General features: G+C 70.5%; 20 protein-coding genes. 8 read left to right on the forward strand and 12 right to left on the reverse strand.

Features of this window, described 5'->3' with window-relative positions; genetic code table 11:
* Positions 1–26: 26 nt before the first annotated feature.
* The 10 genes from K7957_RS09605 to K7957_RS09650 form a co-directional block, all read right to left on the reverse strand.
* Entirely contained in the window at positions 27–665 is a 639-nt protein-coding gene (locus K7957_RS09605) for a cell wall hydrolase (RefSeq protein WP_223011716.1), read from the reverse strand.
* Positions 666–837: 172 nt separating this feature from the next.
* On the reverse strand, positions 838–1,173 hold the full coding sequence (locus tag K7957_RS09610) for a DUF1491 family protein (RefSeq protein ID WP_223011717.1): 336 nt from the start codon (positions 1,171–1,173) through the stop codon (positions 838–840).
* Positions 1,170–1,631, reverse strand: coding sequence for a PaaI family thioesterase (locus tag K7957_RS09615; RefSeq protein WP_223011718.1), 462 nt, complete (start codon positions 1,629–1,631; stop codon positions 1,170–1,172). The genes K7957_RS09610 and K7957_RS09615 overlap by 4 nt, the downstream gene beginning before the upstream one ends.
* On the reverse strand, positions 1,618–2,088 hold the full coding sequence (locus tag K7957_RS09620) for a PTS sugar transporter subunit IIA (protein WP_223011719.1): 471 nt from the start codon (positions 2,086–2,088) through the stop codon (positions 1,618–1,620). Before K7957_RS09620 ends, K7957_RS09615 begins: the two co-directional genes overlap by 14 nt.
* A gap of 30 nt (positions 2,089–2,118) precedes the next feature.
* Entirely contained in the window at positions 2,119–2,709 is a 591-nt protein-coding gene (gene hpf, locus K7957_RS09625; protein WP_223011720.1) for a ribosome hibernation-promoting factor, HPF/YfiA family, read from the reverse strand.
* Positions 2,710–2,763: 54 nt separating this feature from the next.
* Positions 2,764–3,459 carry a DNA polymerase III subunit epsilon gene (gene dnaQ, locus K7957_RS09630; RefSeq protein ID WP_223011721.1) on the reverse strand — a complete coding sequence of 232 codons (696 nt, stop codon included), beginning with the start codon at positions 3,457–3,459 and terminating at the stop codon, positions 2,764–2,766.
* Between the two features lie 8 nt (positions 3,460–3,467).
* On the reverse strand, positions 3,468–4,061 hold the full coding sequence (gene coaE / locus K7957_RS09635; protein ID WP_223011722.1) for a dephospho-CoA kinase: 594 nt from the start codon (positions 4,059–4,061) through the stop codon (positions 3,468–3,470).
* A gap of 7 nt (positions 4,062–4,068) precedes the next feature.
* The gene (locus K7957_RS09640; RefSeq protein ID WP_223011723.1) at positions 4,069–4,884 is read right to left on the reverse strand and encodes a shikimate dehydrogenase family protein; all 816 of its coding nucleotides are present in this window, start codon (positions 4,882–4,884) and stop codon (positions 4,069–4,071) included.
* Complete coding sequence (locus K7957_RS09645; protein ID WP_223011724.1) at positions 4,881–5,468, reverse strand: Maf family protein; 588 nt, start codon at positions 5,466–5,468, stop codon at positions 4,881–4,883. The genes K7957_RS09640 and K7957_RS09645 overlap by 4 nt, the downstream gene beginning before the upstream one ends.
* A 5-nt stretch (positions 5,469–5,473) precedes the next feature.
* The gene (locus K7957_RS09650) at positions 5,474–6,304 is read right to left on the reverse strand and encodes a pyruvate, water dikinase regulatory protein (protein ID WP_223011725.1); all 831 of its coding nucleotides are present in this window, start codon (positions 6,302–6,304) and stop codon (positions 5,474–5,476) included.
* 320 nt (positions 6,305–6,624) lie between these two features.
* Here K7957_RS09650 and hemE point away from each other — a divergent pair, with 320 nt between their 5' ends.
* From hemE to ribA, 7 genes are all read left to right on the forward strand, one after another.
* Positions 6,625–7,665, forward strand: coding sequence for a uroporphyrinogen decarboxylase (gene hemE, locus K7957_RS09655; protein ID WP_343228362.1), 1,041 nt, complete (start codon positions 6,625–6,627; stop codon positions 7,663–7,665).
* Positions 7,666–7,680: 15 nt separating this feature from the next.
* Positions 7,681–8,136, forward strand: a complete 456-nt coding sequence (locus K7957_RS09660; protein WP_223011824.1) for a CopD family protein — start codon at positions 7,681–7,683, stop codon at positions 8,134–8,136.
* Between the two features lie 157 nt (positions 8,137–8,293).
* On the forward strand, positions 8,294–9,550 hold the full coding sequence (gene rho, locus K7957_RS09665; RefSeq protein ID WP_219755693.1) for a transcription termination factor Rho: 1,257 nt from the start codon (positions 8,294–8,296) through the stop codon (positions 9,548–9,550).
* A gap of 152 nt (positions 9,551–9,702) precedes the next feature.
* Complete coding sequence (locus K7957_RS09670) at positions 9,703–10,419, forward strand: TerC family protein (protein WP_223011825.1); 717 nt, start codon at positions 9,703–9,705, stop codon at positions 10,417–10,419.
* Between the two features lie 74 nt (positions 10,420–10,493).
* Positions 10,494–11,102, forward strand: a complete 609-nt coding sequence (locus K7957_RS09675; RefSeq protein ID WP_223011726.1) for a LolA family protein — start codon at positions 10,494–10,496, stop codon at positions 11,100–11,102.
* A 214-nt stretch (positions 11,103–11,316) separates the two neighbouring features.
* Positions 11,317–12,111 (forward strand): exodeoxyribonuclease III, encoded by a 795-nt coding sequence (locus K7957_RS09680; RefSeq protein ID WP_223011727.1) that lies wholly within the window; start codon positions 11,317–11,319, stop codon positions 12,109–12,111.
* 47 nt (positions 12,112–12,158) lie between these two features.
* Positions 12,159–13,181 carry a GTP cyclohydrolase II gene (gene ribA, locus K7957_RS09685; protein ID WP_223011826.1) on the forward strand — a complete coding sequence of 341 codons (1,023 nt, stop codon included), beginning with the start codon at positions 12,159–12,161 and terminating at the stop codon, positions 13,179–13,181.
* Positions 13,182–13,423: 242 nt separating this feature from the next.
* Here the strand turns inward: ribA and K7957_RS09690 are convergent, their stop codons facing one another.
* Entirely contained in the window at positions 13,424–14,641 is a 1,218-nt protein-coding gene (locus tag K7957_RS09690; protein ID WP_223011728.1) for a UbiH/UbiF/VisC/COQ6 family ubiquinone biosynthesis hydroxylase, read from the reverse strand.
* 114 nt (positions 14,642–14,755) lie between these two features.
* Here K7957_RS09690 and K7957_RS09695 point away from each other — a divergent pair, with 114 nt between their 5' ends.
* Positions 14,756–17,062: an FtsK/SpoIIIE family DNA translocase gene (locus tag K7957_RS09695; protein WP_223011729.1), complete on the forward strand. Its 2,307-nt coding sequence runs from the start codon at positions 14,756–14,758 to the stop codon at positions 17,060–17,062.
* Between the two features lie 229 nt (positions 17,063–17,291).
* Here K7957_RS09695 and K7957_RS09700 read toward each other — a convergent pair whose 3' ends face one another.
* Positions 17,292–19,700: a ligase-associated DNA damage response DEXH box helicase gene (locus K7957_RS09700; RefSeq protein ID WP_223011730.1), complete on the reverse strand. Its 2,409-nt coding sequence runs from the start codon at positions 19,698–19,700 to the stop codon at positions 17,292–17,294.
* Positions 19,701–19,742 lie beyond the last annotated feature (42 nt).

The following is a 19,742-nucleotide window of genomic DNA, read 5'->3' on the forward strand; positions in this document are numbered from 1 at the left end:
CCCGGTCCTTCCGAGCGCGACGGCGCTCAGCGAAAGAAGACGTGGTTGCCGATCGAGGCGACGCGCTGGCCGGCGGCGCGGCCGGTGCTGCGATGGTGGAAATAGAGCGCGTTCGACGCGTCGGTCTCCCACGCGTCCTTCATCGCGACCTTGGCCACCGCCATCGCGGTGCGCCAGTCGTCGTTCGACGGCGCGTCGGGCATGACGCCGCCGCGCACGAAGGAGAATTGCCCCTTCTGCGTGATGACATCGCACACGCTGCCGCCGAAGCGGCGCGACTTGGTGCGGTTGAGGATCACCTCGGCGACCGCGAGCTGCCCGCTCAGCGGCTCGCCGCGTGATTCGAAATAGATCGCGCCGGCGAGGCAGCGCATGTCCTCGTCGGTGTTCGACGGGATCGACTGGTCCGCGACCGCGGCGGCGAGGGTGGGATAAGCGACCTGCTCGTCCGCCTGCTCGGCGGCGGCCTGGTCGAGGATCTGGGCGGCGCTGTCGGGCGCCGGGGTCGCGGTCGCGGGAAGCGCGGCGGCGACGGTGACCTGACTCGCGGTTACACCCGGGAGCGCCGGCACTTCGGCGGCGAGGCCGGGCGCGCTCTGGAGGGCCAGCGAGACGATCGAGGCAGTGAACGCTGCGAAAGCGGCAGCGCGGGAACCTAAAGGCATTCCACGTCTTGTCTGTGCGGTGGGTACGCGGATACGGTCGCTGAACCAGCGTTAGCTGCTCAAAAGACCGACCGGGTGCCCCCCCGACTGCGTCACCGTTCGGGATCGCACCCCGCCGCGGCACAACGCCTGTTGTCGATCCCATCTCGCTACGGGCGAGGGGTTAACAGCGTCAATCAGCCAGCATCGTTTCAGCGACGAACCGTTCGGCGTCCGGGACGTCCAGTTCGATCACCCACAGGTCGGGGTCACGACGGCGTCGCAAACGCCAGTAATCCTCCACCGCGATCGAGTCGCCGTCGCTGGGACCGGCGGCGATCAGCACGTCGCGGTCGTCGATCCCGCGCATCCGCTCCACCGCGCGCAGCGAGCGCCCCTCGCACAGCAGCACCAGCACCGCGCCGGACTGCGCCTCCCCCGACGCGCGCACCACCGCCATACCGCCGGAATCATTGACCCGCCGCAGCAGCGCGCCGACCGCGAGATGCGTGGGCAGCCGCGCGCTCACGCCGCCGGCGCCGCATAGCCGGGCAGGCTGGCGAGCGCGATCCGCGAGCGCATGAAGGTACCGGTGCCGCGCGCCACCTCCTCGCCGTCGACGGCGATCAGCCGCGCCTCGGCGACGAAGACGCGGCGCTGCCCGCTGACCCAGCGGCCCTCCGCCACCGCCTCGCCCTCGCCGAGCGGGCGCGTGAGCAGCAGGCTGAACTGAGTGGTGAGCAGGAAGCGATCGGTCACCAGGCTGTTGCACGCGTAGAAAGCGGCGTCGTCGAGCATCTTGAAATAGCTGGTGCCGTGCGCCGCGCCGGCGGCGTGAAAGTGACGCTGGTCGATGCGGAAGCGGATCCGCGCCACACCGGGCTCACCGATCTCGAGCCGCGACTCGAACAGATGGTTGATCGGTGCGGCCGCATACAAGGATTCGAGCGCGCGGTGATGCGCCGCGGCGCCCTCAGGCGGCGTCACGCGTGTCGTCCGCGGTGAGCAGCGCGTAGATCGCGTCGGGCGAGCCCGCGCCGCGCAGCTTGGCGACCAGGGTGCGATCACGGAAGCGCCGCGCCACGCGGGCGAGCGCCTTGAGATGCGCGCCACCTGCGTGGGGCGGCGACAGCATCGCCACCACCACGTCGACCGCGACGTCGTCGACCGCGGCGAACCCGAGCGGCTGCGCCAGCCGCGCCACGATCAGCGCGACCCGCTGCATGCCCGCCAGTCGCGCGTGCGGGATCGCGACACCACCGCCGAAACCCGTCGACCCCTCTTTCTCCCGCGCGGCCAGCCCCTCGGCGATCGCGCGCGCGTCCAACCCCACCCAGGGCGCGGCGAGCGCGCCGAGCTGGGTGAAGAGGGCCTTCTTCGACGCCGCGGGTAAACCCACGACGACGAGCTCGGGCACGAGCAGGTCGCTCAGATCGGTGGTCATGATCGATGCAGGTAGGTGGCCGCGCGCGCCTCAGCCAGCGCGCTGCGGCTCGACCCATCCGATCGTGCCGTCGCCGCGGCGATAGACCATGTTGTACGAGCCCGTGCCGGCATTGCGGAACAGCAGCGCCTGGGTGTTGCGCAGGTCGAGCATCATCACCGCGTCGGACACGCTCGCCTCGGGCACGTCGACGCGAGTCTCGGCGATCACCAGCGGCGCGTCACCCGCTTCCTCCTCGTCGGCCGATTCGGCGAAGAGCGTGTAGCCCGCGTTGTCATAGCCGGTGCGGTCCTGCTCGGCCTCGACCGCGGCGTGCGCCGGGGTACGATCCTTGAGGCGCCGAACATAGCGGCGCAGCTGCTTCTCGATCTTCTCGGCGGCGCCATCGAAGGAGAGATGCGCGTCATGCGCGTCGTGGCGACCCTTGAGCACCAGCCCGCGAGTCACGTGCGCGACGATGTCGCAGGTAAAGCCGTTATCGTGCGGGCCCTTGCCGAAGGTCGTCTCGGCCGAGATGGCGCGTGCGAAATATTTGTCAGCGATACCCTGGAGCCGGTCCTGCACATGGGCCTTCAGCGCGTCGCCGATCGCCACCTGGTGACCTGATATCCGGATATCCATCATTTCTTCTCCATCGTTGCCGGTCGAGCCCCTGCCCGGCTGGTGCTAAGCGCGTCATCCGGACGCGTCGGCGCCCCATAGGGGTTCTTTGACCCCTTTCAGAAACGCGGCGTGCGCGGCCAGTTCCGCCGCCTTCGCCGAAAAGAGCCGCTGCGGGCGCGCGCGCGCCGGCGTCGGCGCGGAGCTGGCGGTTGCGGCCGCGGCCATGATCGGCTCGCTCACCAGCCCCAGCCCGATCTGTCGCCCGCCCTGCAGCTCGACATAGACCTGCGCGAGCAGCTGCGCGTCGAGCAGCGCGCCGTGCAGCACGCGGTGCGAGCGGTCGATGCCGTAGCGGTTGCACAGCGCGTCGAGCGTGTGCTTGGCGCCGGGATGGCGCGTGCGTGCGAGCTGGAGCGTGTCGACCATGCGCGAGCGGCATACCGCGATGCGGCCGCAGCGCTCGAGCTCGCCGTTGAGGAAGGAGAAGTCGAACCCCGCGTTGTGCGCGATCAGCGGCGCGTCGCCGATGAAATCGAGCAGCGCCTCGACCCCCAGAGCGAACACCGGATGTTTCGAGAGGAAATCGATGCGCAGCCCGTGCACGCGCGCGGCCTCCTCGGGCATGTCGCGCTCCGGGTGGAAATAGGCGTGGAAAGAGCGTCCGGTCTCGCAGCGGTTGATCAGCTCGACGCAGCCGATCTCCACCATCCGGTCGCCCCCGGCGAAGCTCAGCCCCGTGGTCTCGGTATCGAAGACGATCTCGCGCATGCGCAGCGTTATCGACCCGCCGCGGCGCCGGCGCAAGCGATGAGGCGCCGCACCGCCGCGCGCGTCTCGGCGATCGGCACGTCGGTGGCGATCACCACGTCGGCGCGCGCGCGCTTCTCGGCGTCGGGCAGCTGGCGCGCGAGGATCGAGTCGAGCTTGGCCGCGGTCATGCCGGGTCGCGCGAGCGTCCGTTCGCGCTGCACTGCCGATGCGGCGGACACCACCGCGACCCGGTCGACCGCGGCGTCGCCGCCGGTCTCGAACAGCAGCGGCACGTCGAGCACCACCAGCGGCGCGGTGGCGTGGCGCGCGAGGAAGGCGGCGCGCTCGGCCGCGACCGCGGGATGGACGATCGCCTCCAAGTCGCGCAGCGCGACTTTGTCCCCCAGCACCGCGGCCCCGAGCGCGGCGCGGTCGACCCCCGCCGCGCCCGCGGTCCCGGGGAAGCGCGCCGCGATCGCCGCGACCAGCGCGCCATCCCGGCCCTGCAGCCGGTGAACCACCGCATCGGCGTCGAACACGGGCACGCCCGCCTCGGCGAACAGGCGCGCGACGGTGGTCTTGCCCATGCCGATCGAGCCGGTGAGCCCGAGCACGATCATCGCGCGCTCACGCCAGCAGCAGCGCGCGCAGATCGTCGTCGCGCTCGCGCGGCGGCGCGGCGGCGAAGAACAGCTCGAAGGCGAGCGCGGCCTGGCCGATCAGCATCTCCAGCCCGTCCACCGTGTCGAGCCCGCGCGCGCGCGCGGCGGCGAGCAGCTGCGTCTCGAGCGGGGCGTAGACGATGTCATAGACGATCGCGTCCTCCGGCAGCGGCGCGAGATCGAGCGTCAGCGGCGGCTGCCCGGCCATGCCGAGCGCGCTGGTGTTGACGAGCAGCGCGGTATCGGGGCGCAGCCGCGCCTCGAGCGAGAGCGCGTCGCCCTTGAGCCCGAAGCCGGCGAGCAGCGCGGCGCCCTTGAGCGGCGTGCGGTTGAGCAGGGTCACGCGCCCTACCCCCACCTTCGACAGCGCGAACAGCACCGCGCGCGCCGCACCGCCCGCCCCGATCACCGTGACCGGCGCGCCGGCGAGGTCGAGGTCGGCGATCGGCGAGAGGAAGCCGGCGGCGTCGGTGTTGGTCGCGGCGAGATTGCCCGACTCGTCGCGGAACACGGTGTTGGCGGCGCCGATCGAGCCGCGCACCCCGCCGGGATCGGGGACATGGTCGAGCGCGGCCACCTTAAGCGGCACGGTGACGTTGCAGCCGCGCCAGTCGGGGTCCCCTGCGCGCGCCGCGAAGAAGCGGCCGAGGTCGTTCGCGTTCACCCGCTCGGCACGATAGTCGCCCGCGATCCCCAGCGTCTCCAGCCAGAAAAGGTGGATCAGCGGCGACTTGGAGTGCGCGATCGGGTCGCCGATCACCTCGGCATAAGGGGTCGTCATGTCGGCAGCACCTCGCGCGTGCGGAGATAGTCGAGCACCGGTAGCAGCGGCATGCCGAGCACGGTGAACTGGCTGCCCGACACCTTGGCGAAGAGCTGCACGCCCGGTCCCTCGATGCGGTAGCAGCCGACGCAGCCCGCGATCGCGGGCCACTCGGCGTCGAGATAGGTCTCGATGAACGAGTCGGACAGCGGGCGGACGACGATCCGCGCGGCGTCGACCACGCGCCACACCGGGCGCCCACCCTCCGCGATCACCGCCGCGCTGACGAGATCATGGTGACGCCCCGACATCCGGCGGAGGTGATCGCGCGCCTCCTCGCGCGAGGTCGGCTTGTCGAGCACGCTGCCGTCGTCGAGCACCGCGAGGCTGTCGGAGCCGAGCACCAAGGCCCCCGGGTGGCGTGCCGAGACCTTGAGCGCTTTCAGCTCGGCGAGCGCGTCGGCGAGGTCGCGCGGGCGCGCGCCCGCCATCGCCGCCTTGAGCGCGGCCTCGTCGGCGTAGGCCGGCTCGGCGGTGAAGGGAACGCCCGCGGCGGACAGCATGGCGGTGCGCGAGGCGCTCTGCGAGGCGAGGATCAGCATGTCGGTCAGTCCGTGGCGCGGGTGGCGGTGCCGCGGCGCTCGTTGACCAGAGCGATGATCGCCGCCGCGGTCTCCTCGATCGAGCGCCGCGTGACGTCGATCACGGGCCAGCCGTTGTCGGCGAAGATGCGGCGCGCGAAGGCGATCTCGCGCGCCACCGCGTCCTGGTCGACGTAATCTGTCTCGGGCGCCTGGTTGAGCGAGAGCAGCCGGTTGCGCCGCACCTGGATCAGCCGGTCGGCGCTGGTCGTCAGACCCACCACCAGCGGATAGTCGAGCGCGAACAGCGAGGCCGGCGGCGGACTCTCGACCACGATCGGGATGTTGGCGGTCTTGTAGCCGCGGTTGGCGAGATAGATCGAGGTCGGCGTCTTGGACGAGCGGCTCACCCCGGCGAGGACGATATCGGCCTCCTCCCAGTCCTCGTGCGCGATCCCGTCGTCGTGCGCGATGGTGAACTGGATCGCGTCGACTCGCGCGAAATAGGCCGCGTCGAGCACGTGCTGTCGGCCGGGACGCGCCTTGGCCTGCTGGCCGAGCAGCATCGACAGCGCGTCGTTGACCGGGTCGAGCGGCGCCACCGTCGGCAGGCCGAGCGCGCGGCAGCGGTTCTCCAGCGCCGCGCGGGTGACCGGGTTCACCAGCGTGAACACGACCAGCCCGGGGTTCTGCGCGATCTCCTGGAGGATGCGATCGAGGTGCATCTCGGTGCGCACCATCGGCCAGAAATGCCGCACCGTCTCCACGTCGTCATATTGCGCCAGCGCCGCCTTGGCGATGTTCTCCAGCGTCTCGCCGGTCGAATCGGAGAGCAGATGGAGGTGGAGGCGCACCATCCTCAGCCCCCTGGGGATCGAACTGTGGACAACATGGGGACGCGCGCTAGCGCAACTCACCCGCGCCGCCAAGCGAGCGTCGCGACGGTGGATAGATCTTATTCCATCCACAATCTCGTCCGCAGCCGCGACGTTCCTCCACAGCCTGTGGAAAGCGGGGAAGAGGTGTCGCGAATCCGTGAGTCCGCGTCGGACTCGCGCGGTCAAGCTGTTGGCATTTCCGGTGACGGCGGATTAAGCCACCGCAACCCACGCGCCATCCGCATCAACATCCTTCTTCGAGATTCTATTATCTGAAGGGGGAGAGGACGATCTCACCCGTGCCCACTCCATCGGACCAGACCATCAAACCGCTGTTGCGCACGCTGCAGGGCCAGCGACAGGAGCGACCGCCGCTGTGGCTGATGCGCCAGGCCGGGCGTTACCTGCCGGAATATCGCGCGCTGCGGGCCGAGAAGGGCGGCTTCCTCGCGCTCGCGACCGACCCGGAGGCCGCGGCCGAGGTGACGCTCCAGCCGATCCGCCGCTTCGGCTTCGACGGCGCGATCCTCTTCTCCGACATCCTGATGGTGCCCTGGGCGCTCGGGCAGGAGCTCAGCTTCGGCGCCGGCGAGGGGCCGCGGCTCGCCCCCGCGCTGGTCGACGCCGCGCTGGCGTCGCTCGAGGCGGTGCCCGCTCGGCTCGACCCCGTCTATGCCACGGTGCGCCGTGTCGCCGCGCAGCTGTCGCCCGCGACGACCTTCCTCGGTTTCGCCGGTTCGCCCTGGACGGTGGCGACCTACATGGTCGCGGGCCAGGGCAGCCGAGACCAGGAGGAGACGCGGCTGTTCGCCTATCGCGACCCCGCTGCCTTCGCGGCGATCATCGACGCGGTGGTCGCGCTCACGATCGACTATCTCGCCGCGCAGCTCGACGCCGGGGTCGAGGCGGTCCAGCTGTTCGACAGCTGGGCGGGTAGCCTCTCGCCCGAGCAGTTCGAGCGCTGGGTGATCGCGCCCAACCGGGCGATCGTCGACGGCCTGCGCGCGGGGCGACCGGGCACGACGATCATCGGCTTCCCCAAGGGTGCGGGCGGCAAGCTCCCCGCCTATGCCGCGGGCACCGCGGTCGACGCGATCGGGCTCGACGAGACCGTCGACCCCGCCTGGGCCGACCGGGTGCTGCCGTCCGGGCTTCCGGTGCAGGGCAACCTCGACCCGCTCGCGTTGCGCGTCGGCGGTGCAGCGCTCGACCGCGGCATCGACCGCGTGCTCGCCGCCTTCCCCGAGCGGCCGCACGTGTTCAACCTGGGCCACGGTATCGGCCAGCACACGCCGGTGGCGCACGTCGAGCATCTGGTCGCGCGCGTGCGCGGCGCGTAAGGGCGGGACATGAACATGGCGGGTTTCCTGGGCGCGGCCTATGATTGGGTGAAGGCGGCACACCTCATCTTCGTGATCTTCTGGATGGCGGGCCTGTTCATGCTGCCGCGCTACCTCGTCTATCACCAAGAGGGGCTGAGCGACCCGGCCGAGGCGGCGCGCTGGGTCGAGCGCGAGGGCAAACTGCGCGCGATCATTCTCACACCGGCGATGATCCTGGTCTGGGTGCTCGGCATCGCGCTCGCGCTCAACGCCGGCATCGCCGACGGCACGCCGGGGCTCGGCTGGCTCCATGCCAAGATCGCGCTTGTCGTGCTGCTGTCGGGCTATCACGGCTGGGCGGTGGGCTATGCGCGCAAGCTCGGCGCGGGCCGCCCCGCGCTCTCCGATCGCGCGCTGCGGCTGGTCAACGAGGTGCCCGCGATCGCCGCGGTGCTGATCGTCATCCTCGTCATCGTAAAGCCGTTCTGACGCCGCACACCCGCTTGACTAAGCCTCGGCCGACTCTTACCTCGCGGTCACGGCGTGACCGGTCCCGGTCTCCAGCCTCCTCTACAGCTTCGTATCTCGAGCGTATTCTTCGCCGGCCGAGCTTCCCCCCGCAACCGAGCACATCGGACACGTCTACATGCATCTCAAGGATTTGAAGAAGAAGGCCCCGGCCGACCTCGTGCAGCTCGCCGAGGAGCTCGGGGTCGAGGGCGCGTCGACGCTGCGCAAGCAGGATCTGATGTTCGCCATCCTCAAGGTCCAGGCCGAGAACGGCGAGCAGATCATGGGCGAGGGCACGATCGAGGTGCTGCCTGACGGCTTCGGCTTTCTCCGCTCGGCGCAGGCCAATTATCTCGCCGGTCCGGACGACATCTACGTCAGCCCCAACCAGGTGCGGAAGCACGGCCTGCGCACGGGCGACACGGTCGAGGGCGAGATCCGCGGGCCCAAGGACGGCGAGCGCTATTTCGCGCTGGTGAAGATCACCCAGGTCAATTTCGAGGATCCGGACCGCGTCCGCCACCGCGTCAACTTCGACAATCTCACCCCGCTCTACCCCGACGAGCGGCTCAAGATGGAGATCGAGGACCCGACGATCAAAGACAAGTCGGGCCGCGTGCTCGACGTCGTCGTGCCGATCGGCAAGGGTCAGCGCTGCCTCATCGTCGCCCCGCCGCGCGTCGGCAAGACGATCATGATGCAGAACATCGCGCGCGCGATCAGCCACAACCACCCCGAGGTGTTCCTGCTCGTTCTGCTCATCGACGAGCGGCCCGAGGAAGTCACCGACATGTCGCGCACGGTGATCGGCGAGGTGGTCTCCTCCACGTTCGACGAGCCGGCGACGCGCCACGTGCAGGTCGCCGAGATGGTGATCGAGAAGGCCAAGCGCTTGGTCGAGCACAAGAAGGACGTGGTGATCCTGCTCGACAACATCACGCGTCTGGGCCGCGCCTACAACACCGTGGTGCCCTCGTCGGGCAAGGTGCTGACCGGCGGCGTCGACGCCAACGCGCTGCAACGTCCCAAGCGCTTCTTCGGCGCGGCGCGCAACATCGAGGAGGGCGGCAGCCTCACCATCATCTCGACCTCGCTGATCGACACCGGCAGCCGCATGGACGAGGTGATCTTCGAGGAGTTCAAGGGCACCGGCAACGCCGAGATCGTGCTCGACCGCAAGGTCGCCGACAAGCGCATCTTCCCCGCGATCGACGTCGGCAAGTCCGGCACGCGCAAGGAGGAGCTGCTGGTCGAGAAGGACAAGCTCAGCAAGATGTGGGTGCTGCGCCGCATCCTGATGCAGATGGGCACCGTCGACGCGATGGAGTTCCTGCTCGGTAAAATGAAGGATTCCAAGACCAACGACGATTTCTTCGACTCGATGAACCAGTGAGCCGCGCCGGTTCCCGTCTACCGGGAGCGGTCGTGACAGGCGCGTGAAAGCTCACGTCGGTTAGAGTGCGGTAACTTTTCGCGGGCGGTGCGTTGGTTCAACGTGCCGCCCGCTCGTATCTTCAGGGGAGTGACGTCGTGAGCCTGATCGCCATGCTGGTCGCCGCGGGGGCAGCCGTCGCGCCCCAGGGACCCGGGTCGCTCGGCGACATCTGGCAGCATATCGTCGCTGATTTCTCCAACCTGGGCGACCCCGCCGCGCTGGCGGCGTTCGGCTCGGTGCTGATGATCGACCTGGTGCTGGCGGGCGACAATGCGATCGTCGTCGGCGCGCTCGCCGCCGGCCTGCCCTCCGATCAGCGCAAGAAGGTGATCCTGATCGGCATCGGCGCCGCGCTGGTGCTGCGCATCTTCTTCGCGCTGATCGTCACCTGGCTGATGGGGATCGTCGGACTGATCTTCGCCGGCGGCCTGCTGCTGCTGTGGGTGAGCTGGAAATTCTGGCGCGAGATCCGCGCCGGCGGCCATCAGCCCGATGCCGAGGGCAACGGCGACGCCGCGGTCGCGCCCGCGCGCAGCTTCGTCGGCGCGGCCTGGGCGGTCGCGGTGGCGGACGTGTCGATGAGCCTCGACAACGTGCTCGCGGTGGCGGGGGCGGCGCGCGAGCATCCCGGCATCCTCGTCGTCGGCCTGCTGCTGTCGGTCGCGCTGATGGGGCTCGCCGCCAACTTCATCGCACGGATCATCGACCGCTATCGCTGGATCGCCTATATCGGCCTCGCCGTGATCCTCTTCGTCGCGGGCAAGATGATCCACGAAGGCTGGGTCGGCGCCGAGAATACGCCGGGACTCGTCACGCTGTTCGGCTGACCGGATCGCGCCGGGTTCACGGCGCGTTCAACGGCGCCGCGCCAGTCTCGCGCCGGCCTGACAACGGAGTGACAATGCGTAATTTCTTCGTGCCGCTGGCGGCGCTCGCGGCGGTCGCCGCACCCGCGACCGCGCAGGGCACCGACCTCGCCGCGGTCCAGCGCTTCCTGTCCGCGGCCGAGACGATGACCGCGAACTTCAGCCAGACCGACCGCGATGGCCGCGTGCTGACCGGCGTGCTCACGCTCAAGAAGCCGGGCAAGATCCGCTTCCAATATCAGAAGGGCGTGCCGCTGCTCATCGTGAGCGATGGCAAGGCGTTCACCTTCATCGACTATTCGGTGAAGCAGGTGCAGCGCTGGCCGATCGGCAACTCCCCGCTGGGCGTGCTGATCGATCCCAGCCGCGACATCTCACGCTATGCCAAGGTCGTGCCGTCGCCCAACCCAGACGTGCTGTCGGTCGAGGCGAACGACCCCAAGCATCCCGAGTTCGGCCGTATCACCATGGTGTTCGCGCGCGACGCCGCGGCGCCGGCGGGGCTGATGCTGCAGGGCTGGGTCGCGCTCGACAGCCAGGGCAACCGCACGACCATCCGGCTGAACGGGCAGAAGTTCAACGCGCCGGTGAGCGACGCGGCGTTCAGCTGGACCGACCCGCGGCGCCAGGGTCGCAGCGGCTGACGAATTTCTACAATCCGTTCATCTGACTGACAGCTTAATTGTCCTAAATAGGAGCCGCGGGGGCGGACGCCTCGGGGATTTTCCCCCTGTTGCCCTGAGCCCTTCTCCCCCGCTTGCGTGATGAACGCTGTGTCGGCCCTCGCTCCATGCCCCCGGAGCGGGGGCCTTTCGCGTCTGGGCCGCCCGGGTGTTTGCGTGACGCGATCGACCGCCTATGTCGCGCCGTGTGAAGATCGTCTCCTGGAACATCAACTCGGTCCGCTTCCGCCTCGACATCGTCGAGCGCTTCCTGCGCGAGGCCGCCCCCGACATCCTGTGCCTGCAGGAGACCAAGGTGATCGACGCGGACTTCCCCGTCGCCGGGTTCCGCGCGCTCGGCTACGACCATGTCCTGCTCAACGGCCAGCGCATGCACCACGGCGTCGCGATCATCAGCCGCGTACCGATCGAGGCGGACGAGCGGCTCGACTGGCAGGCCAACCGCGAGGCGCGACATCTCGGCGTGCGGCTGCCCGGCGGCGTGCGGCTGGAGAATGTCTACGTCCCCGCCGGCGGCGACGTGCCCGACCGTGAGGTGAACCCCAAATTCGGGCAGAAGCTGGATTTCGTCGAGCGGATGACGCGCTGGTCCGAGACGCTCGCAGTGCCCACCATCCTCACCGGGGACTTCAACATCGCGCCGCTGCCGAGCGACGTGTGGAGTCACAAGGCGCTGCTCAAGGTGGTGAGCCACACCCCGGTGGAGGTCGAGGCGCTCGGGCGGCTGCGCGCCTCGAACGACTGGGTCGACCTCGGCCGCCACTTCCACCCCGCGCCGGCGCGGCTACACACCTGGTGGAGCTACCGCTCGCCCGACTGGACCAAGAACGACCGCGGCCGCCGGCTCGACCATATGTGGGCCACCGCCGACGTCGCGCGCAGCGCGACGGCACACACCGTCTTCGAGCCGTGCCGCAGCTGGCTCAAGCCGAGCGACCACGTCCCGATCATGACCGAGTTCGCCTGGTGAACGAGGCGAGCGCCGACGGGCGCGACGCGGCGCGTGCGATCGACGCGATGCGGCGCGGCTGGCCGATCGCGCTGCACGCGCCGGGCGAGCCGCCGCTGGTGCTGCTCGCGGTCGAGACCGCCGACGCCGCTCGACTCGCCGCCTTCGCGCCCGACGAGGATTATGCGGTGCTGATCTCGGCCGGGCGCGCGGAGACGCTCACGCTGACCAACCAGCGCGCCGCCGCCGCGCCCGACCAGCCCGTGCTGATCGAGCGCGCGCCCTGGTTCGACATGGCGCTCGCCACCGCGCTGGCCGATCCGCAGCTCGATCTCGCCACCCCGTTCAAGGGGCCGTTCCGCACCGCCGTGATGGTGAGCCCGGTCGCGGGCGCCGCGGCGTTGCGGCTGGCGCGGATCGCCGGGTTGCTCCCCGCCTTCTTCACCGGCGCGACGGACCCGGCGGTGTCGGTCGACGTCGCCGCGATCGATGCGCACGAGGACGCGTCCCGGCTCACGATCGCGGTGCGCGCAAGGCTGCCGGTGGCGCAGGCGGAGGACGCCGAGATCGTCGCTTTCCGCTCGCCCGAGAGCGCCGACGAGCATGTCGCGCTGCTGATCGGCCAGCCGACCGGGGACCCACCGCTGGTGCGACTGCATAGCGAGTGCCTGACGGGTGACGTGCTCGGCAGCCTCAAATGCGACTGCGGCCCGCAGCTCGACGCCGCGATCCACCGCATCCGCGACGCCGGCTGGGGCATCCTGCTCTACCTGCGGCAGGAGGGGCGCGGCATCGGGCTGGTCAACAAGCTGCGCGCCTATGCGCTGCAGGACCAGGGCCATGACACGGTCGACGCCAACACGCGGCTCGGCTTCGCGGTGGACGCGCGCGACTTCGGTGTGGCGGCGCGGATGCTGGTGCTGCTCGGCCAGGAGCGCGTGAGGCTGCTCACCAACAACCCCGCCAAGGTCACCGGGCTCGAGGCGGCGGGGGTGAGCGTGGTGGAGCGGGTGCCGCACGCGCTGCCGGCCAACCCGCACAACGTGCGCTATCTCGCGACCAAGCGCGACCGGACCGGGCACCAGCTCTAAGGGATCTGGCAGGTTCGGTCGGGTAGGTTCACGCGAACACGCGAAGAAGCAGAGGGTAGTTCGCGCAGAGACGCGGGGGCGCAGAGAAGTCGCGTACGCGTCAGCGCACATCAACCTTCTCGTTTGCAGATGATCTGGCCGCCCTGCGGCCGGGCACGGACTCTCGGCGCCTCCGCGTCTCTGCGCGAGAACTCCTTCTTCCTCTCAGCGTCGTCGCGTGACCTCAACTCAGCCGCGGCCGCTCACACCGTCGCGCCCATGAGCAGCTTGGGCAGATCGCCGCTCTCGCCGCGCGCCTCGCTCATGAAGCGCTCCTTCAGCGGCGGGATGCGATCCACCGCGCTGATGCCGACGCGCCGCACCGCGCTCGCCGCCTTGCCCGGGATGCCGAACAGCCGCGTCAGCGTGTCGGTCGCCGCCGCCACCATGAAGGTGTCGAGCCCGCGCCACGCCTCGTAGCGGCGCAGCAGCTGCGCGTCGCCGGCGTCGAGCCCGAGCCGCCGACCCTCCACGAGCACCTCGACGAGCGCCGCGACGTCGCGATAGCCGAGGTTCACCCCCTGGCCCGCGATCGGGTGGATGCCGTGCGCCGCGTCGCCGACCAGCACCAGCCGCGTGCCCGTCACGCGCGCGGCGTGGTGGAAGCCGAGCGGGTAGCTCGCGCGCGGACTGGCGTGAGACAGCGCCCCCAGGAACCCGCCCATGCTCTTCTCCGCCTCGGCGAGGAAGCCGCGGTCGCCGAGCTTGAGCATGCCCGCGGCCTGGTCCGCCGCGACGGTCCACACGATCGCCGAGCGATGGCCAACCTCGTCGTCGGGCAGCGGCAGCAGCGCGAACGGCCCGGCGGGGTAGAAGATCTCATAGGCGACGTTCTCGTGGCTGCGCTCGTGGTGGAACGCGCCGACGATCGCCGCGTGATGATACTGCCAGCGCGCCACCGCGATCCCCGCCGCCTCGCGTGTCGGTGACTGACGTCCCTCGGCGGCGACGAGCAGGTCGGCGGTGACGATGCGCCCGTCCGAGAGCGTCGCGCGCACGCCGTCCTGGTCGCGCTCCACGGCGGCCGCGCGCGTGTTCATACGCAAGTCGACCAGCGGCGTGGCGGAGACCGCGTCGTACAGCGCGCGGCGGAGCAGCCGATTCTCGTACATCGTGCCGAGCGCGGCATCGTCGGCGGCGGGGACGAAGTCGAGCTTGCCCGGCGCCAACCCGTCGCTGACGCGGATGTGGCGGATCGGGCAGCCCTTGCCGCGCAGCGCCTCGCCCACGCCGATCGCGTCGAGCATGCGGTGGCTCGCGCTCGCCACCGCCGAGGCGCGCCCGTCGAAGCCCGCGGCGAGCATCACCGCGGGATCGGCCGGGTCGACGACGATGGCGGAGAGGCCGTGGCGGTCGAGCGCGACCGCGAGCGCGCTGCCGACCAGCCCGCCGCCGAGGATGAGCACGTCTGCGTGGTCCATGGCCCCTGCCCTACAGGGTCGCGCGCGGGCGCGAAAGGGCGGCTCTCTTGACGCGGACTCGCCGGCGGCGGACAATGCGCGCCGGGCATATCGGACATCGTTGGGGACGAGAGCATGGCGAGCAGGGCCGACGCGCCGCTGTGGCGCGAGACGGTGAAGGCGGGGGCGCTGCGCAGCGGCGCGCTGATCGTCGCGGTGGCGTTGGTCGCGCTGACGCTGGCGATGGCGCTCGCGCTCGCCAGCTATCGCCCGAGCGACGCCGCCTTCAACACCGCCGCGGGCGCAGACGTCGGCAACCTGCTGGGCGTGCCGGGCGCGTGGTTCGCCGATCTCGCGCTGACCCTGTTCGGCCCCGCGGTGGCGCTGCTGCTGCCGGTGCCGCCGCTGGTGGCGGCGCGGCTGTGGCGCGAGCAGCCCGCCGGCGCGTGGCCGCGGATGCTGCGCGGCACCGCGGTGGCGGTGGCGCTGATGGCGGTGGCGCTCGGCTGCGCTGCACCGGGCGCGGTGCCCGCGCTGCCGTTCGGCTGGGGCGGCGCGGTCGGGTTGGGCGTGGTCGGTGCGACGCGCTGGGCGCTCGGGCTGATCGGCGACGCCCAGGTACGCTGGTGGGGCGTGGTCGCGCTCGGCGTGGTGAGCGGGATCGGTGGCGCTTTCCTGTGGGGCCGCAGCCTCGAGATCGACTTCGCCCGGCTCGCGCCGCGCGGCGGGCTGCGCCGCGCGCGCGGCGACGCGGACGAGGCGTTCGACGTGGCGGACCCCCCGTTCGATACCGCCGCGGCGCCGGCCCTCGCGCGTCGTCCCGCGCCGCGCGCGGTGGCGGAGCCCAACGATCGCCCCGCCCCGGTCATCAGCGAGCGCGCGCTCGCTCCCTCGGCGGCGCCGCCCAAGCCGCAGCAGCGGCTCGACCTTCGAGACAGCTACACGCTGCCGGGGCTCGACCTGCTCACGCCGTCGCCTGCCAACCAGAACAACCCGGTCGACAAGGCCGCGCTGGAGCGCAACGCGCGGCTGCTCGAGACCGTGCTCGACGACTTCAACGTCAAGGGCAACATCACCGAGGTCCGCCCCGGCCCGGTGGTGACGATGTACGAGCTCGAGCCCGCGCCGGGGATCAAGGCGACGCGCGTGATCTCGCTCGCGGACGACATCGCGCGCAACATGTCGGCGATCTCGGCGCGCGTCGCGACCATCCCGGGGCGTACCGTGATCGGCATCGAGCTGCCCAATGCCCGGCGCGAGATGGTCTCGCTGCACGAGCTGGTGGCGAGCCAGGCGTTCGAGGATCAGTCGGCGCAGCTCCCCGTGATCCTCGGCAAGAACATCGCCGGCGATCCCGTCATCGCCGATCTCGCGCCGATGCCGCACCTGCTGGTCGCGGGTACGACCGGCTCGGGCAAGTCGGTCGGGCTCAACGGCATGATCCTGTCGCTGCTGTACCGGCTGACGCCGGACCAGTGCCGCATGATCATGATCGACCCGAAGATGCTCGAGCTGAGCATGTACGACGACATCCCGCACCTGCTCTCGCCCGTGGTCACCGATCCGGCCAAGGCGGTGCGCGCGCTCAAATGGGCGGTCGAGACGATGGAGGACCGCTACCGGCAGATGTCGTCGGTGGGCGTGCGCAGCCTCGCCTCGTTCAACGAGAAGGTGCGCGCGGCGCGCGTCAAGGGCGCGCCGCTCGGTCGCCGGGTGCAGACCGGCTACGGCGAGAACGGCCAGCCGGTCTACGAGGAGGAGCAGCTCGACTATGACGTGCTGCCGCAGATCGTCGTCATCGTCGACGAGCTCGCCGACCTGATGATGACCGCGGGCAAGGAGGTGGAGTTCCTGATCCAGCGGCTGGCGCAGAAGGCGCGCGCCGCGGGCATTCACCTGATCATGGCGACGCAACGCCCCTCGGTCGACGTCATCACCGGCGTGATCAAGGCCAATCTGCCGACGCGCATCTCCTTCCACGTCACCAGCAAGATCGACTCGCGCACGATCCTGGGCGAGCAGGGCGCCGAGCAGCTGCTCGGCCGCGGCGACATGCTCTACATGCCCGGCGGCAAGGGCATCGTCCGCGTCCACGGCCCGTTCGTCAGCGACGACGAGGTGCGCGCGGTGACGGATCACTGGCGCGCGCAGGGCCAGCCCGATTACATCGAGTCGGTCACCGAGGAGCCGGCGGAGAGCTTCGCGCTGGAGGGCGCGCCGACCGGCGAGGATTCGGCCGAGGACCAGCAGTATCGCGCCGCGGTGGCGATCGTGTGCGGCAGCCAGAAGGCATCGACCTCGTGGCTCCAGCGCCAGCTGCGCATCGGCTACAACTCGGCGGCGCGGCTGATCGAGCGGATGGAGAAGGAGGGCGTGGTGAGCCGCCCCGACCATGTCGGCCGGCGCGAGGTGTTGCGGGATACCGACGGGAACGCGATGTGAGGTGAGGCGGATGGCCGTGCAGGGTGGCTACGGTGAGGCACCTAGAGCGCCGAGGTTCCACGGCACCGAAGCAACGCCCCCTCCCACTAGCGTCATCCTGAACTCGTCTCAGGATCCACCGTGCCGCATACTCAGGAGCGTGTGGCGCGCGCAGACGAGTGGATCCTGAGACGAGTTCAGGATGACGGAAAAAAGGGAAGAGCGGCCCACGTTTGGCCCCACCCCCCCTTCAATCCACCCGCATCGCCTCCGCCGCCAGCGCCTCGGCCTCGATCAGCAGCGAGTCGTCCGCGCTGCCCGTCGCGACCTTCTCGCGCCCGATCAGCGTCAGCACCGGTACCGCCAGCGGGGTGACGCGCGGCAGGTCGACGTGGACCATCGTGTCGGCGGCGCGGTCGAGCAGGTCGGCGAGCCGGCCGACGTCGGTCATGCGCGCGCGCGCGTCGGCCCAGGCCGCCTCGAGCAGCACGTGGCCGGGCTCATACTGGCGCAGCACGTCGTAGATCAGGTCGGTCGAGAAAGTGACCTGGCGCCCGGTCTTGCGCTTGCCGGGATGCTGGCGCTCGACCAGTCCGCCGATCACCGCCACCTCACGGAAGGCGCGCTTGAGCAGGTGCGAGCGCTCGACCCACTCGACGAACTCATGCTCGAGGATATCCGCCGAGAACAGCGCCGCCGGGTCGGTCACCTTCTCCAGCCCGTAGCAGGCGATCGCGTAATCGTTCGCGACGAAGCCGAGCGGCTTGAGCCCCAGCGTCTCCATCCTCTTGGTCACCAGCATGCCGAGCGACTGATGCGCGTTCCACCCCTCGAAGCTGTAGGCGACCATGTAGTGGCGCCCCTCGCGCGGGAAGGTCTCGACGAGCAGTTGCTCGGGCGCGGGCAGGGTCGAGCGACGCGACTGGATCTCGAGCCAGTCGCGCACGTCGGCGGGGAAGCGGTGCCACTCGCCCGGCTCGGCGAGGAAGCGCCGCACGCGCGAGGCGAGATTGGTGGAGAGCGGCATGCGGCTGCCGCCGTAGGTCGGGATCCGCGCCGGGCGGCTGGTGGCGCGGACGATCAGATCCTCGGTGTCGATCTTCTCGACCTCCAGGCTCAGCCCGGCGAAGAAGAATGTATCGCCGTGGCTCAGCGTCGCGGCGAACCCTTCCTCCACCTTGCCGAGCGCGCGGCCGTTGCGGAAGCGGACCTTGAGCATCGTCGCCTCGACGATGATTCCGGCGTTGAGCCGGTGCTGCGCGACGAAACGCGGATGGCTGACGCGCCACGTCCCGTCGGCGTCCTGCGTCAGCCGCTTGAACCGGTCGTATGCCTTGAGCGAGTAGCCGCCGTCGCGGATGAAGCCGAGCACGCGCTCGAACAGCTCGTCGGTCAGCGCCGAGTACGGCAGCGCCGAGCGCACTTCCGCGAGCATCGTCTCCTGGTGGAACGGCGCGGCGCAGGCGCAGGCCATCAGGTGCTGCGCCAGCACGTCGAGTGCGCCCATGCGGAACACGTCGGCGTCGAGCTCGCCCGCCTCCACCGCGTCGAGCGCGGCGCGCGCCTCGAGATACTCGAAGCGGTTGCCGGGCACGACGATCGCCTCGCTCGGCACGTCGAGCCGGTGGTTGCTGCGTCCGATCCGCTGCAGCAGTCGCGACGAGCCCTTGGGCGCGCCCATCTGGATCACGCAGTCGACGTCGCCCCAGTCGACGCCGAGGTCGAGGCTGGCGGTCGCCACCAAAGCGCGCAGCCGCCCCGCCGCCATCGCTCCCTCGACCTTGCGGCGCGCCTCCTTCTCGAGGCTGCCGTGGTGGATGCCGATCGGCAGCTGCATCGCGTTGGCCTTCCACAGGTCCTGGAAGATCAGCTCGGCGAGGCTGCGGGTGTTGCAGAAGACGATCGAGGTGCGGTGGGTCTCGATCTCCGCCATCACCTGCTCGGCGGCGTATCGGCCGGAATGGCCCGCCCAGGGGACGCGGTCCTCGGGAAGCAGGATGGCGATGTCGGGGTCGGGGCCGGGCTCGCCCTCGACCAGCGCGACCTGGTCGATGTCGCCGTCGGGGGCGAGCCAGGCGCGATAGCCGTCGGGATCGGCGACCGTGGCGGAGAGCGCGACGCGGCGGCACGCCGGCGCGATCGTCTGGAGCCGCGCCATGCACAGCGACAGCAGGTCGCCGCGCTTGCCGGTGGCGAAGGCATGCACCTCGTCGACCACGATCGTGCGCAGCCCGGCGAACATGGTGAAGCTGTCGGGATAGCTCAGCAGCAGCGACAGTGACTCGGGCGTGGTCAGCAGGATCTGCGGCGGGCGGACGCGCTGGCGCGCCTTGCGATCGGACGGCGTGTCGCCGGTGCGGGTCTCGACGCGGATGTCGGCGCCCATCTCGTCGATCGGCGTGACGAGATTGCGCTGGATGTCGACCGCCAGCGCCTTGAGCGGCGAGACGTAGAGCGTGTGGAGGCCCTCGGTCGGCGTCTCGATCAGCTCGGCCAACGTCGGCAGGAAGCCCGCCAGCGTCTTGCCCGCGCCGGTCGCGGCGATCAACAGCGCGTGGCGGCCGGCGCGCGCCTCGTCGAGCATGTCGAGCTGGTGCCGACGCGGCTTCCAGCCGCGATGAGCGAACCAGTCGGTGAGGAGCGGGGGAAGCGCGGCCAAGGTAGGTGGGATGTAGCGACGCGACGGGCTGCGGCAAGGCGC

The sequence above is a fragment of the Sphingomonas yunnanensis genome, assembly GCF_019898765.1.
Classification (GTDB): domain Bacteria; phylum Pseudomonadota; class Alphaproteobacteria; order Sphingomonadales; family Sphingomonadaceae; genus Sphingomonas; species Sphingomonas yunnanensis.

Excerpts from the sequence above, each read along its gene's own strand:
- K7957_RS09605 (WP_223011716.1), bottom strand. The coding sequence starts at position 665 with ATGCCTTTAGGTTCCCGCGCTGCCGCTTTCGCAGCGTTCACTGCCTCG.
- K7957_RS09620 (WP_223011719.1), bottom strand. The coding sequence starts at position 2,088 with ATGACCACCGATCTGAGCGACCTGCTCGTGCCCGAGCTCGTCGTCGTG.
- hpf (WP_223011720.1), bottom strand. The coding sequence starts at position 2,709 with ATGGATATCCGGATATCAGGTCACCAGGTGGCGATCGGCGACGCGCTG.
- dnaQ (WP_223011721.1), bottom strand. The coding sequence starts at position 3,459 with ATGCGCGAGATCGTCTTCGATACCGAGACCACGGGGCTGAGCTTCGCC.
- coaE (WP_223011722.1), bottom strand. The coding sequence starts at position 4,061 with ATGATCGTGCTCGGGCTCACCGGCTCGATCGGCATGGGCAAGACCACC.
- K7957_RS09640 (WP_223011723.1), bottom strand. The coding sequence starts at position 4,884 with ATGACGACCCCTTATGCCGAGGTGATCGGCGACCCGATCGCGCACTCC.
- K7957_RS09645 (WP_223011724.1), bottom strand. The coding sequence starts at position 5,468 with ATGCTGATCCTCGCCTCGCAGAGCGCCTCGCGCACCGCCATGCTGTCC.
- K7957_RS09650 (WP_223011725.1), bottom strand. The coding sequence starts at position 6,304 with ATGGTGCGCCTCCACCTCCATCTGCTCTCCGATTCGACCGGCGAGACG.
- K7957_RS09660 (WP_223011824.1), top strand. The coding sequence starts at position 7,681 with ATGGCGGGTTTCCTGGGCGCGGCCTATGATTGGGTGAAGGCGGCACAC.
- rho (WP_219755693.1), top strand. The coding sequence starts at position 8,294 with ATGCATCTCAAGGATTTGAAGAAGAAGGCCCCGGCCGACCTCGTGCAG.
- K7957_RS09670 (WP_223011825.1), top strand. The coding sequence starts at position 9,703 with ATGCTGGTCGCCGCGGGGGCAGCCGTCGCGCCCCAGGGACCCGGGTCG.
- K7957_RS09675 (WP_223011726.1), top strand. The coding sequence starts at position 10,494 with ATGCGTAATTTCTTCGTGCCGCTGGCGGCGCTCGCGGCGGTCGCCGCA.
- K7957_RS09680 (WP_223011727.1), top strand. The coding sequence starts at position 11,317 with ATGTCGCGCCGTGTGAAGATCGTCTCCTGGAACATCAACTCGGTCCGC.
- ribA (WP_223011826.1), top strand. The coding sequence starts at position 12,159 with ATGCGGCGCGGCTGGCCGATCGCGCTGCACGCGCCGGGCGAGCCGCCG.
- K7957_RS09690 (WP_223011728.1), bottom strand. The coding sequence starts at position 14,641 with ATGGACCACGCAGACGTGCTCATCCTCGGCGGCGGGCTGGTCGGCAGC.
- K7957_RS09695 (WP_223011729.1), top strand. The coding sequence starts at position 14,756 with ATGGCGAGCAGGGCCGACGCGCCGCTGTGGCGCGAGACGGTGAAGGCG.